At 34.5% G+C, this 13363-nt stretch carries 11 protein-coding genes; 4 read left to right on the forward strand and 7 right to left on the reverse strand.

Translation table 11 applies throughout. The features are described 5' to 3' along the window. Positions 1–55: 55 nt before the first annotated feature. Both ACRASX_RS00300 and ACRASX_RS00305 read left to right on the forward strand, forming a co-directional pair. Positions 56–1396, forward strand: a complete 1341-nt coding sequence (locus ACRASX_RS00300; protein ID WP_432222028.1) for a DUF3472 domain-containing protein — start codon at positions 56–58, stop codon at positions 1394–1396. An 83-nt stretch (positions 1397–1479) separates the two neighbouring features. Continuing rightward, positions 1480–2856 carry a Gfo/Idh/MocA family protein gene (locus tag ACRASX_RS00305; RefSeq protein ID WP_432222029.1) on the forward strand — a complete coding sequence of 459 codons (1377 nt, stop codon included), beginning with the start codon at positions 1480–1482 and terminating at the stop codon, positions 2854–2856. Positions 2857–2948: 92 nt separating this feature from the next. Here the strand turns inward: ACRASX_RS00305 and ACRASX_RS00310 are convergent, their stop codons facing one another. The 5 genes from ACRASX_RS00310 to ACRASX_RS00330 all read right to left on the reverse strand — a co-directional run bounded on the left by ACRASX_RS00310 (position 2949) and on the right by ACRASX_RS00330 (position 10123). Continuing rightward, a complete protein-coding gene (locus tag ACRASX_RS00310; protein WP_432222030.1) occupies positions 2949–3350 on the reverse strand; it encodes an OsmC family protein in 402 nt (133 codons plus the stop codon). Further along, positions 3350–5305 carry a LysM peptidoglycan-binding domain-containing protein gene (locus ACRASX_RS00315; RefSeq protein ID WP_432222031.1) on the reverse strand — a complete coding sequence of 652 codons (1956 nt, stop codon included), beginning with the start codon at positions 5303–5305 and terminating at the stop codon, positions 3350–3352. The genes ACRASX_RS00310 and ACRASX_RS00315 overlap by 1 nt, the downstream gene beginning before the upstream one ends. 91 nt (positions 5306–5396) lie before the next feature. Then, complete coding sequence (locus tag ACRASX_RS00320; RefSeq protein WP_432222032.1) at positions 5397–7307, reverse strand: LysM peptidoglycan-binding domain-containing protein; 1911 nt, start codon at positions 7305–7307, stop codon at positions 5397–5399. Positions 7308–7368: 61 nt separating this feature from the next. After that, positions 7369–8898 (reverse strand): glutamine-hydrolyzing GMP synthase, encoded by a 1530-nt coding sequence (gene guaA, locus ACRASX_RS00325; protein ID WP_432222033.1) that lies wholly within the window; start codon positions 8896–8898, stop codon positions 7369–7371. A gap of 493 nt (positions 8899–9391) precedes the next feature. Further along, the gene (locus ACRASX_RS00330) at positions 9392–10123 is read right to left on the reverse strand and encodes a hypothetical protein (RefSeq protein ID WP_432222034.1); all 732 of its coding nucleotides are present in this window, start codon (positions 10121–10123) and stop codon (positions 9392–9394) included. A gap of 472 nt (positions 10124–10595) precedes the next feature. Here ACRASX_RS00330 and dnaX point away from each other — a divergent pair, with 472 nt between their 5' ends. Continuing rightward, positions 10596–11681 (forward strand): DNA polymerase III subunit gamma/tau, encoded by a 1086-nt coding sequence (dnaX, locus tag ACRASX_RS00335; protein ID WP_066305495.1) that lies wholly within the window; start codon positions 10596–10598, stop codon positions 11679–11681. Between the two features lie 28 nt (positions 11682–11709). Here dnaX and ACRASX_RS00340 read toward each other — a convergent pair whose 3' ends face one another. Continuing rightward, positions 11710–11931 (reverse strand): hypothetical protein, encoded by a 222-nt coding sequence (locus ACRASX_RS00340; protein ID WP_432222035.1) that lies wholly within the window; start codon positions 11929–11931, stop codon positions 11710–11712. Between the two features lie 79 nt (positions 11932–12010). Between ACRASX_RS00340 and ACRASX_RS00345 the strand changes: the two genes are divergently transcribed. Beyond that, a complete protein-coding gene (locus tag ACRASX_RS00345) occupies positions 12011–12358 on the forward strand; it encodes a DNA polymerase III (RefSeq protein ID WP_082706519.1) in 348 nt (115 codons plus the stop codon). A gap of 93 nt (positions 12359–12451) precedes the next feature. Here ACRASX_RS00345 and ACRASX_RS00350 read toward each other — a convergent pair whose 3' ends face one another. Then, entirely contained in the window at positions 12452–13342 is an 891-nt protein-coding gene (locus ACRASX_RS00350) for a Ppx/GppA phosphatase family protein (RefSeq protein ID WP_432222036.1), read from the reverse strand. Positions 13343–13363: the final 21 nt, after the last annotated feature.

Consider the following 13363-nt stretch of genomic DNA (forward strand, 5'->3'; position numbering starts at 1 on the left):
GAAGGGTTATTGTAAATTAAAAAAGGCTACTTTAAAAAACCAAATCAATTGTATAATGAAAAAAATAGTAGTTTTATTTGTAATTTTATTTTCCGTATTATCTTGCGGAAACATTTCGAGTACTTTTAAAAACAAGTTGACTGAGAGCGATTTGACTCCAATAGCAGCACCAACAACAAAAATTTCAGTGCCTTTGGCAGGAAATGCATACAGCTCTAAACATATTGACGGAAACCGAACGATTACAGATAATGGTGTAGAAAACTGGTCGAATCCAGACGAATATTTTACACTGTATTTTAGAGTTTCTAAACCAGGAATATTTCAAATTGCTTTAGAAGATTACACTCTAAATACTGGAACAGCTGAATTAGAATTTACTATAAATAAGAAGTCTAAGCTGCTAAAAATTAACGCTTCTAATACAAATATAATAACCATTGGAAACTGGGCAATAGACAAAGCTGGCTATGTTGCTTTACTTATAAAAGGCATTAGCAAGACAGATGCTACATTTCCAACGATTGCAAAAATAAGTATTGCCAGTTCAGAATTTGACGGAACGATTGCTTACGTCCCTAATAACGAAGGAAACTTTTTTCATTGGGGAAGACGCGGACCATCAGTACATCTAAATTATCCGCTTCCAGAAAACAAAAATGCCGAATGGTTTTACAACGAAATTATAGTACCTGAAGGCGATGATATAATTGGTTCTTATTATATGGCGAATGGTTTTGCAGAAGGTTATTTTGGTATTCAAGTCAATTCGAAAACAGAAAGACGCATTTTGTTCTCTGTTTGGAGCCCGTTTACAACAGATGATCCGAAAAGCATTCCGGAATCACACAAAATTAAATTACTAAAAAAAGGAGATAAAGTAACCACAGGCGAATTTGGAAATGAGGGTTCTGGAGGTCAAAGTTATTTGAAATACAATTGGAAAGCTGGAGCTACCTATAAATTTTTATTAAGAGGCACTCCACAAAGCGATAACTCGACAAACTTCACCGCCTATTTTTATGCTCCCGAATTGGCTAAATGGCAATTAATTGCAAGCTTTAATAGACCACAAACAAAAACCTATTTAAAAAGAGTACATTCTTTCTTAGAAAATTTTATACCAGAACAAGGCGATCTTTCTAGAAAAGCAATGTTTGCCAATCAATGGATCTGTGACGAAAAAGGAAATTGGCAAGAATTAAACACGGCCTCTTTTTCTGTTGACAACACGGCCATACAAGGTTATAGAATGGATTACTCAGGCGGTTTAACCAGCAATGAATTTTATCTAAAAAACGGTGGGTTTTTTACCAATTTTACAGAACCAAAAAGTACATTTAAAAGAGAATTAACAAACAAAAAACCTGAAATTGATTTCAACAAACTTCCATAGACTTATAGTTATTGGATATACAGTTGAATAAAATTACGCTAAGAAACAGCACTAAGTTGAATTTAAAACAAATAAATTAAATTATGAAAACTAAATTTTTGAAATCTCTCGCAATAGCTTGCCTATTGTTTGGATGGTCTGTAGCATCGGCTCAGATGATGAAAACCAAGACTCCTACCCGTTCAAAAGGACAAACAGACGTACTTCAGCTTGCCACCAAACCATTACCAACCGTTCGAATTGCTTTTATAGGTTTAGGAATGAGAGGCCCTGGAGCAGTAGAACGAATGACACACATTCCTGGTGTCGAAATTGTCGCACTTTGTGATATGACTCAAGAAAAGACATCAAAAGCAAACGAAATTTTGACTAAAGCAGGTCTTCCGAAAGCACTAGAATTTTATGGTGAAAACGAATGGAAAAAAGTAACAGCTTTAAAAAATGTAGACTTAATTTACATTGCGACCGATTGGAAAAACCACGCAAAAATGGGAATTCAAGCAATGAAAGATGGTAAACATGTCGCTATTGAAGTTCCTGGTGCCATGACTATGGATGAAATTTGGGGCTTAATCAATACTTCTGAACAAACTCGTATGCACTGTATGATGTTAGAAAACTGCGTATATGACTTTTTTGAATTAACCACATTAAACATGGCACAGCAAGGTTTGTTTGGAGAAATTCTTCATGCTGAAGGAGCTTATATCCATGGTTTACAACCATTTTGGGGAGCTTATTGGGATAATTGGAGAATGGATTATAACAAATCACACAGAGGAGATATCTACCCAACTCACGGTATGGGACCAGCTTGCCAAGCTTTGAACATTCACCGTGGTGACAAAATGAATTACTTAGTTTCTATGGATACTAAAGCCGTTGGAAATCCTGCCTTCATTAAAGAAAAAACAGGAGAAGACGTAAAAGATTTCAAAAACGGAGATCACACAATGACTATGATTCGCACTGAAAAGGGAAAAACAATTCAGATTCAGCACGATGTAACTTCTCCTCGTCCATACAGCCGTATGTACCAAATTAGTGGTACAAAAGGTTTCGCAAACAAATATCCACAAGAAGGTTATGCTTTAGACTCGAAAGCGATTGGCGCTGACATTGCTCCAAATCACGAAAATCTTACGGCACATAGTTTTGTTCCAGAAGAGGTTAAAAAAGCATTAATGGAAAAATACAAACACCCAATTGCTAAGAAATTAGAAGAACAAGCAAAAAAAGTAGGTGGTCACGGCGGAATGGATTTTATCATGGACTACCGTTTAATCTATTGCCTTCAAAATGGACTTCCTTTAGATATGGATGTATACGATTTAGCAGAATGGTCTTGTTTAGCACCATTAACTGCAATTTCACTTGATAATAGTTCTGCTCCAGTTGAAATTCCTGATTTTACTCGTGGTGGCTGGAATAAAATTAAAGGTTTGAAATTTGCCGAATAGGTAACGTAGTGGTTAGGTTATTTATAAATGCGGAAAAGGGTTATGAAAATTTTTCATAACCCTTTTTATTTAAAGAATAATCTCTTCTAAAATTACTTCCAGTTAAACGTAATGCGCTTTTCAATGGCGTCATTCAGACTTAAATAAACCGGACATTTTACCGCGGCTCTTTCTAACATCGTTCTGTTCTTCTGCTCTGCTACTCCAACCATATCAAATACAATCTCGATAGCTCCAATTCTTCTTGGCTCGGCGTTCATAATCTTAGTTACTTCGGCAGTAGTGTTTTTTAAATCTAGATTTAAATCGCGTGCTTTAATTCCCATAATGGTCATCATGCAGCTTGCCAAAGCATTGGCTACCGTATCTGTTGGAGAAAAAGCTTCTCCCTTTCCATTATTATCTATTGGTGCGTCCGAAATAATTTCGTTACCCGATTGCAAATGTATAGATGATGTTCTTAAATCACCTAGGTACGTTACTTTTGATGTCATTAGTTGGCTTCTTTTATGGTTAAATCAGTATCGTAATATAAAATGTAAACTCCTCTATTCGCGTGTCCACCATCTTCTTTATTAAAAAACTGAAATTTATTATCTACTTGTTCTGTTGTCACTGCATTCGCTGTTTGTTGGTAACTTCCGCCTTGTGCTAAACGCATCATGGTATCAAACGTCACATCAAATCCGCGTGTTGCAAAAGTATTCGGACTGATATTATTTTTAACTCTGTACGATTTTCTGAAATTTTTAGCTCCATCCGATTCATTTTTTCGATTTACCGACGGATACATTAGACGTAACTTTGTTAAGTTAGTAAAGTTAATTTCATCGGTTTCTAAAGTTTCATTTGGTTCTAAAATTACCAATTGAACCTGATGCGTTTTCATCGCATCCAATAAAGTTCTGATGGTTGTCTTTATCATCGATGTATTTCCGGTTTCCATTACTACATAATTCATTTTTCCAGGAACTAATAATCGAGTAATACTTGCAGCATCCAAAGAACCTCCGCTAGAAAAACTGGCGAATGGAATACCGCTTTGAAACGTTTTGATGTACTGAATTATAGATTCTTTTTTAGGATCTACCACTGCAAGTATGTTTCCACTTTTACTTCGCATATAATCAAACATTGCATTTTTAACTACATTATTTGTTGGAACGGTTTGATACAAATTATCAATCGGATTGGCTCTGTCTTTCGACAATGGCGAAATCACAGGAACATTGTACAATCTCAAATAATTGGCTGCAGTTTCTGCATTATTTTGATAGAATGGACCAATAATAGCATCTGCTCCTTGCAATTTATTCTGTTGTAAAATTTGAGACACATTCGAACCATTTTTATTTTCTTGCGAATCAAAAATGGAAACATCAATTGGTAATCCTAACACTTTTGCGGAGTCAATAGCCATCAAGGCACCCGAATAAAAATCGAGCGTCATGTTTAAAAACTTATCTCTTTTTAATCGATCTTGTAAGGAATTGTCTTTATCACTTTCTAATGCCGAAATATTAAAAGGCAACAACAAAGCAACTTGCTTTCGATCGTTCATACTGCTTTTTTTAGTCAAAACAGACGTTTCTTTTGCATAATCTTGAGAAACAAAAGCAGTCGCATTTGCGGGAATTTTTAATAACATTCCTTCTTGAACGCCAGTTGATAAAGCAGGATTTAAAGCAATTAATTCATCTTGCGACAATCCAAAACTTTTAGACAAGCTGTATAAAGTCTCTTTTGGCTTAACTTGATAATCAGTTAATTCTGGCTTAGGCGCAGCTGGTTTCGTATGTACCTCTTCCGTTTTCAAAACAGTACTATCGTATTGTTTTGGAGGAGCTCCTTTTATAGTTAATCGAAAACCAATTGGTAAATTCATAATTACCGCTGGATTTCTACTTTCTAAATCTTGTACTGAAGTATTGTACTTTTTTGCAATAGAATATTTCGTTTCTTTTGGCTCGACATCATGATAAACGTACGATTCTTTCTCTTTTTTCTTATCCTTTTTTATTTGTTCGGCAGGCGCACCAACAACAGGAATAACGATCGTTTGTCCTATTTGCAGCCCATCTGTTTCCAAAAAAGGATTTGCTTTTTTCAGCGCTTCGTCGCTAACGCCATATTTTTTCTCAATGCCGTACAACGTCTCTTTTGGCTGTACTTCATGAGTTATAGCTTTCTTTACTTTTTTAGAAGCTTCTTCTTTTGTTGTAGCAATTTTAGAAGGACTTTTTGAAATAAGTAAAACAGTTCCTGGCTTTAAACCATTGCGAACATCTGGATTTAATTGGTAAATATCGTACGGAGTGACCTGATATTTTAATGCAATCTGATTGACTGTTTCCTCTTTGGACACGGTGTGCTTAATAGTCTTGTCTTGCGAAAAAGCAGCACAAGAAACCAGTAAGGCACTGACAATTACTATTGAAAAGTATTTCATAAAAATTTTAAAAATTTTATTTTTTAAAATAGTAAACAAGGTAGTATTTCTAAAGAATTGCTTGTAAAACTATTTTGTTAATTGTTTGTTATTACTTGTAAAGCTGCGAGCTGACCACAAATGCATTTTTATAAAGCGGCTGACTTTCATTCTGTTTCAACTTATACAACGCTTCTTCTATAAAATCGTAATCATCACAATATACATAATAGTTCAAGCTGTTTACATTAAAAAAGAAACTGGTATTAAAATCGCCTGCATCAATCAACTTCATAATAAATTCATCGCGTTCTTTTGCTTCTGTAAAGATACCTAAAACTAAATAGTAGCCGTCGGTAACTTCTTTTAAATTATCCAACGTTTCAACCTTCAAACTGTTTTGGTTTAGTAGCGGATTGGCTTTTAATACTGTTTTTATGGCATTCAAATTTGAAATAGCACTAGAATCTGTCGCAATGTTTTGACTTTCAGCTGCTTTAATTTGGTATTTTTTTAATTTAATTAAAGACAATTTATCATCAAAAGTACGTGCTTCTGCACTGTAAAAAGTCGCTTTACTAATATGACGCTTTACTTCAATTTGTTTTTGCAAATCCAACGAATCTAACTTAGCCAATAAAAGCTGGTTCTTAGCGTCATCTTTTTGTTGCTCGACTTTAAATTGCTTAATTTCTTCAAAAGACAAGCGTTGCATTAGCGTTTCGCCTGTTTTATTTTTTTCGTTGCTTCGCACTTTTTTCTTATACTCCTGATTTTCCTCAACCGCAATTTTTTCAACTTTATTCATCATTTCAGCATACGAATTTCTATTCTCAGCCAACTCTTTTTTCAAGTCATGTGACAGCTCATTGGTTTGTCTAATGCTTTGATACGATTCTTTTTCTAGCCTTTTAGATTCGGCTAAATTTAGAACTGGTAATTTTTTCAATTCTACTAAATCAGCATTCATTGTCTCCACAAGCGAATCTAGCTTTGCCATCAAAATAGTTTGAACATTTTTATTCGCTTCCAATACTAAACGGAGTTTTTCTACAGATCCAGCACCACCAATTTTATTCAAATCAACCTTCAAATCATTTATTTTAATTACTTTTTGATTCATTTCTCTTTGAACAATCAACCGATCCTTCATATCATCGAGTTCCGCAGCTTTAATCTTAGACTTTTCGGCAATTACTTGCTTTTCAGCCAAAACCAACATTAATTCTTCGGTATCATTAGCCGGTTTTATTTCGTCTATATTAATGGCTAACTTATTTCCTTCAATCAAACCATTGATAATTTCTGGATTTTGAGCTTCTAAATGTTCAATAGTAATGCCATACTTTTTAGCAATAGCATATTTTGTCTCTTTTGGAGCGACCACATGAAAAATAGTTTCATGATTAATTACACGCACTCGACCATCTAAGGTTTTCTTTTTATTGGGAATAAAAATAGATTGACCAATTTGCAAGCCTCCAAGTAACACCTCTTTATTCTGATTTTCTAAATCTTGAACCGAAACATTGTACTGACGCGCAATGCTAAATAACGATTCTTTGGCAATCACTTGATGTACCATTCGACTGGAGTTATTTATAGGTGCAGGTGAATTACGCTTCTCTTTTACGCTAAGATTTGAATTAGGAATAACTAAAACTTGGCCGATTTGTAAGCCGCTAGCTAAAATCTCTTGATTAGTTTCTTCGAGTGCATTAACGCTTATTTGATACTGTTTTGCGAGTCCAAAAAGTGTTTCTTTGGGCGCAACAGTATGAGTTTGTTTAGTTAAATTGTTTGGTATCGAATGAACGGGAATTTGTATAATTTGATTGTCTACCAGTCCGTTTTGAGAGTTGGGATTTAACTGGTATAAGTCTTCTAAAGAAACTTTATATTTTTGGGCTATAAAATATGCTGTTTCCCCTTTTTTAATTTTGTGCTCGACAACAGACTCTTGACTGAATAATTTGTTAAAAAGCGATAAAAAAACAAATAAAATTGTTAATTTTTGTCTCATGTGTGGTAGGTTTAAACAATTAAGGCGCTACAAATGTAACGCCTTAATTTTAAAAATATTATTATTCCCACTCTATTGTTGCGGGCGGTTTAGAACTTATATCGTAAACTACGCGGTTCACACCTTTTACTTTATTAATAATATCGTTTGAAACTTTCATTAAGAATTCGTACGGTAAATGTACCCAGTCAGCAGTCATTCCGTCGGTAGATTCTACAGCTCTAAGCGCTACTACTTTTTCGTAAGTACGCTCATCACCCATAACTCCTACACTATTTACAGGCAACAGAATTGCTCCCGCTTGCCAAACTTTATCGTACAATCCCCACGATTTTAAGCCATCAATAAAAACAGCATCAACATCTTGTAAAATTTGAACTTTCTCTGGCGTAATATCTCCTAAAATTCTAATTGATAATCCAGGTCCAGGAAAAGGATGTCTACCTAATAATTCTGGATCAATTCCTAAAGACGCTCCTACTCTACGAACTTCGTCTTTAAACAACATTCGAAGCGGTTCTACAATTTTCAATTTCATATAATCTGGCAATCCACCAACATTATGATGTGATTTAATAGTTGCAGACGGTCCTTTTACCGAAACCGATTCAATAACGTCTGGGTAAATAGTTCCTTGCGCCAACCATTTTACACCTTCTAATAAATGTGATTCATCATCGAAAACTTCAATAAAAACGCGTCCGATAATTTTACGTTTGGTTTCTGGATCACTAACTCCTGCCAATTGTGACAAAAAGCGGTCTCCAGCATCTACACCTTTTACGTTCAATCCCATGTCTTTGTATTGATCTAATACACTTTGAAATTCATTTTTACGTAATAATCCGTTATTTACAAAAATACAATACAAATTTTTTCCGATCGCTTGATGTAATAAAACAGCTGCTACAGTTGAATCTACTCCACCAGAAAGTCCTAACACAACTTTGTCGTCGCCTAGTTTTTCTTTTAATTCGCCCACCATTTCTTCAACAAATGCATTAGGAGTAAAGTTTTGAGGAACTTCGGCAATTTTCACCAAAAAGTTCTCTAACATTTTGCTTCCTTCAGTTGAATGAAAAACTTCGGGGTGGTATTGAATTGCATATGTGGTTTCACCTTCAATTTTGTAAGCAGCAAATTCTACATCATGCGTGCTTGCTAACTTTACACCATTGGTTGGTAACGTTTTGACACTATCACTGTGACTCATCCAAACTTGACTGTTTGGAGAAATTCCTTCAAAAAAAGTTTCATCCTCCTTAATGTATGACAAGTTTGCTCTACCGTATTCACGAGTGTTCGAAGCTGCTACTTCACCACCACTAAAGTGCGCTAAGTATTGTGCTCCGTAACAAACTGCCAACAAAGGCAATCTACCTCTAATTTGAGATAAATCTGGATGTGGCGCATCTTCTCCTCTTACAGAAAAAGGGCTTCCTCCTAGAATTACAGCTTTATAACTTGATAAATCATCTGGAAAATGATTATAAGGAAAAATCTCGCAGAATATATTTAATTCGCGAACTCTACGCGCAATAAGCTGAGTATATTGCGATCCGAAATCTAAAATAAGTACGTTGTGTTGCATGCGCGCAAAATTACTTTTTATATTCGAATTTGAAAAATCCGAACTATGAAAAAACAATATTTTTTTTTACCGTATGTATTTGCGGTCGTAAGAGGTTAAAATACAATACCATTCCTCTATTATAAAATCAAATTCTTTAACAAAATTCCTGTACTTTTAAACAAGTCAAATTTTTAAAAAAAGATTGAAAAAAAAAAAACAAACTCCTTATTATTATTTAGTCGTCACGACTGTAGCAGCAATGATCCCGTAGTATTCTACAATAAAAGAATGACCTCCTGATCATGTAAAAGATACTATTACAGCATAACAAACCGCAAATGTAAATTTGCACGTAATTATAAAAATCAAGTATTAAATTGATATTGAAGCATGCAACCTTTACTTTTTTGGGATCCTACATCAACTGAATAAGACTCCGTTGCAAAAAGCAAAGTGGAAATCGATTGTGTGGCATATTTTATAATAAGCTAAAGCCGCTAAATGTAAAAGTTTACTCTTCCTTAATGACTAAAATAGACGCTTTAAAACCAGTCGCTAAATTGTCCCAGTAATCATTAGCCATTAATATATTTTGATCGTCGTAGATTTTTATTTCCGCAGTATTCCCTCCCAAAGTTCCGATGTTTAATGCTTCAAAATCCATCTTATTAAAGCCAGGATCGAGCATTATTTTTACTTCTCTAAAAGCACTTTCTAAAAATAACTGCGCAACAATTACCTTAGAATTCGAAGATACTTTGACTAAATCACCATCGATCGCTCCAAAATCTCTGAGCTTGATAATAAAATATTTTGATTTTGTTTTAATCTGCCCAAAATCGATGTTGCGCTTTACTAATTCGCCACGACCTTCCTTTAATCCTTCTGCTCGCAAACTCTTATTTAAATCTTTTTCCATCCCGGCTACATAACGGTCGCCAGGATTTGCAAAACCATTTTCGGTTGACATACTAAAATTGCTTTTTTCTTTGCCAATTTGATAGGTCGATGTTTGTGGTTGTTTCGGAATTATACTTGTACTATTAAAAACATTTGGCGCTTTAATGCTCGGCATTTCGGGAGCAAAACTTGGTTCTGGCTCTGGTTCCTTCGGTTTTGTTTTGTTAATAGGCACGCCCATATTTGCAGGTGGAATAGGTTTGAATTTTGAATTTGACTCAAACTGAGCATTGCTTTGAATACCAATAAAAAGAAAAAATATAAATAGTGCGATGTGCTTCATTTTGAGTCGATTTTTAACAAGCGATTGTAAAACTTTAGATCTAAAAAAGTCTAAAAAAAAAATATTTGTTTTTAGAATTCTGAGTTTCACTGATAACAAAAGGTAAATCAACAAAAAACATTCCAAAAGTTTCCTTAAAACAAAATTAAATATTTACCAAAATTAAACCTCCCACATTCTACGTGAGCAATAGCTGCTAAAATGTCATAATGCCACAAACTAGTAATTACATATCGTAACGACTAGCATGCCTATTTACTTTTGAATGCAAATGCTTAAAATACAGTTAAAAGGTAATTTAATTGTTTACTTGTCTACAACAATATAAAGTCATTTTTTGCTAAAATTGCAATTGAAATAAGCAATTACAGATGCAACTGAAATGAAGTGTAAAAGACTTCAAATGTTTCAATCGTCACATTTTTTTTTCTTTAAATTAAAATCTATATTTGCTACTCAATTAAAGGATTTTATGGAACAATTTGTAGTGTCGGCTCGTAAATATCGTCCACAAACATTTAAGGATGTTGTAGGACAAAAAGCCATTACAAACACTTTGTTGAATGCTATAGAAAGCAACCATTTAGCGTCGGCGCTTTTATTTACAGGTCCGCGTGGCGTTGGTAAAACAACTTGCGCACGTATTTTGGCTCGTAAAATTAACCAACCTGGTTACGACGATCCAACCGAAGATTTTGCCTTTAATGTTTTTGAACTAGATGCAGCTTCGAATAACTCGGTTGATGACATTAGAAACTTAATTGATCAAGTCAGAATTCCACCACAAACTGGTCAATATAAAGTATATATTATCGACGAGGTACATATGTTGTCTTCAGCAGCTTTTAATGCTTTTTTGAAAACATTGGAAGAACCACCTAAGCACGCCATTTTTATTTTGGCTACTACCGAAAAACACAAAATTATTCCGACGATTCTATCACGTTGTCAAATATTCGATTTTAAAAGAATAACCGTAAAAGACGCCAAAGAACATTTGGCTGAAGTTGCAAAAAGTCAAGGTGTAGAATTTGAAGATGATGCGTTGCATATTATCGCGCAAAAAGCAGACGGCGCCATGCGCGATGCTTTGTCGATTTTTGACCGTGTAGTTTCGTACTGCGGAACTAACTTAACACGTCAGGCCGTAACCGAAAACTTAAATGTCTTAGATTACGAAACATATGTCAACGTAACGGATTTAATCTTAGAAAATAAAATTCCTGATTTATTAATGGCTTACAATGAAATTTTAGCCAAAGGTTTTGACGGTCATCATTTTATTGCAGGATTGGCTTCACACTTTAGAGATTTATTAGTGTGCCAAAATCCAATTACGCTAGAGCTTTTAGAAGTAGGAGAACAAGCGCAAAAATTATACGGAATTCAGGCACAAAAATGCAGCTCTAGTTTTCTTTTGAAGGGAATTGAAATGGCCAACGATTGTGATTTAAAATACAAACTCAGTCAAAATCAGCGACTTTTAGTTGAACTTACTTTAATGCAATTAGCCTCTATCACCTTTGATGGAGAAAAAAAAAAGCTGAACAATTTATAATTCCTCCAACCTATTTTAGAAATAATAGTTATTCTATCGTTGAAAGTCCAAAACAAGATGAAAGTCCTGTTACTGTTAAAGAGATAAATTCTGGTGATTCACATAAACAATTAACTACAGAAGAAAATTTAGCAGCCAAAGCAACCGAAAATAAAACTGTTCCTGAGCCAGTAAAAATAGTAACTCCTCCAGCCCCCATTGATAGTAAACCTAAAGTCTCTGCACTTTCTTTATCCAGTATTCGCGCCAAAAGAGCGCTAGAAGAAAGTTCTAGAAATTATGTAAAACCTACGACAACTTTACCGACAGAATCGTTCACTGAAACTGAAATGTTATTGCACTGGAACAAATATGCGCAGCGTTTGGGAGAAAAAGGATTTCGAATTATGGAGTCTTTATTACTGATCAATGATCCTAAATTAGAAGGTGAAAGTAGAATTACTCTAGAATTACCCAATGAAGGTTCTAAACTGGATTTTGAAGGTCAAATCCATGGTTTATTAGGGCATTTAAAAGGACATTTACACAACCACGACATTACGATTGATGTTATTGTGAATGAAAGTTTTGAGAGTAAACGTAGCTTTAACGATCAAGATCGATACAATCGTTTGATGGAAATTAACCCCAATATTGAATTATTGCGAACTACTTTTGGTTTGGATTTGCAGTCGTAATTTTATATGTCTTTCTTTTACTACTTACGTCTTTATAAGATACGAAGCCACGAGTTTAAATAAAAAAAACGTGGTTTCGCAGTTAACCGTACTTTAAATCTTTTCGTAGTACATTGCTTTTACTATACCGTCTGAAAGTCCAATTTTTGGTACGTAAATTTGCCGGGCTCCACTCCATTTCATCGCATTCAAATAAATTCTGGTTGCAGGAATAATAACATCGGCACGATCTGGATTTAATCCTAATTCAGAAATACGCTGCTCGTAACTTAACGTATTTAAAAAAGCATACTGTGAATTAACATAGATGTAAGAAAGCGGCTTTTCTTGCGGCTTACCAGACATTTTAAACAATTTATTAATGTTTCCGCCCGAACCAATTAATGTTACCTCTTCATAATCTTCCGTGTTCTTTTTGATCCATTTTTCAATTTCATCCCAAACGAAATCACAAACCATATTATTTAACAAACGTACAGTTCCGGCTTTAAACGATCTGGAGTTGACCATTTTTCCGTTAGAAAAAAGGGTGAACTCGGTACTTCCACCACCGACATCTACAAAAAGATAGGTTTGATCAGTTTTTAATAAATGGTGTAAATCAGTAGAAGCTATAATTGTGGCTTCTTTTTTACCATCTATAATTTCGATTTTTATATCCGCTTTTTTCTTAATGTGCGCCACAACTTCTTTACCGTTATAGGCTTCACGCATTGCCGAGGTCGCAAACGCCATATATTTTTCGACTTTGTGCACTTTCATTAATAAATAAAAAGCGCGCATCGCATCGGTCATTCTTTCAATGTTTTCAGGAGAAATTTCACCTACTGTAAAAGCGTCTTGCCCCAATCGAATCGGCACACGAACCAACGAACTTTTATTAAATTGAGGTTCTTTACCTTCCTGTTCTACTATATTGGTAATCAACAATCTCATGGCATTAGAACCAATATCGATCGCTGCATATCTTTTAATTTTAATCATGTCTATGATTTAAAAAGTTTT

It is taken from the genome of Flavobacterium sp. TMP13, from assembly GCF_050847115.1.
Taxonomy (GTDB): Bacteria; Bacteroidota; Bacteroidia; order Flavobacteriales; family Flavobacteriaceae; genus Flavobacterium.

Coding starts and splice junctions, on each gene's coding strand:
- ACRASX_RS00300 (WP_432222028.1), top strand. CDS start 56: ATGAAAAAAATAGTAGTTTTATTTGTAATTTTATTTTCCGTATTATCT.
- ACRASX_RS00305 (WP_432222029.1), top strand. CDS start 1,480: ATGAAAACTAAATTTTTGAAATCTCTCGCAATAGCTTGCCTATTGTTT.
- ACRASX_RS00310 (WP_432222030.1), bottom strand. CDS start 3,350: ATGACATCAAAAGTAACGTACCTAGGTGATTTAAGAACATCATCTATA.
- ACRASX_RS00315 (WP_432222031.1), bottom strand. CDS start 5,305: ATGAAATACTTTTCAATAGTAATTGTCAGTGCCTTACTGGTTTCTTGT.
- ACRASX_RS00320 (WP_432222032.1), bottom strand. CDS start 7,307: ATGAGACAAAAATTAACAATTTTATTTGTTTTTTTATCGCTTTTTAAC.
- guaA (WP_432222033.1), bottom strand. CDS start 8,898: ATGCAACACAACGTACTTATTTTAGATTTCGGATCGCAATATACTCAG.
- ACRASX_RS00330 (WP_432222034.1), bottom strand. CDS start 10,123: ATGAAGCACATCGCACTATTTATATTTTTTCTTTTTATTGGTATTCAA.
- dnaX (WP_066305495.1), top strand. CDS start 10,596: ATGGAACAATTTGTAGTGTCGGCTCGTAAATATCGTCCACAAACATTT.
- ACRASX_RS00345 (WP_082706519.1), top strand. CDS start 12,011: ATGTTATTGCACTGGAACAAATATGCGCAGCGTTTGGGAGAAAAAGGA.
- ACRASX_RS00350 (WP_432222036.1), bottom strand. CDS start 13,342: ATGATTAAAATTAAAAGATATGCAGCGATCGATATTGGTTCTAATGCC.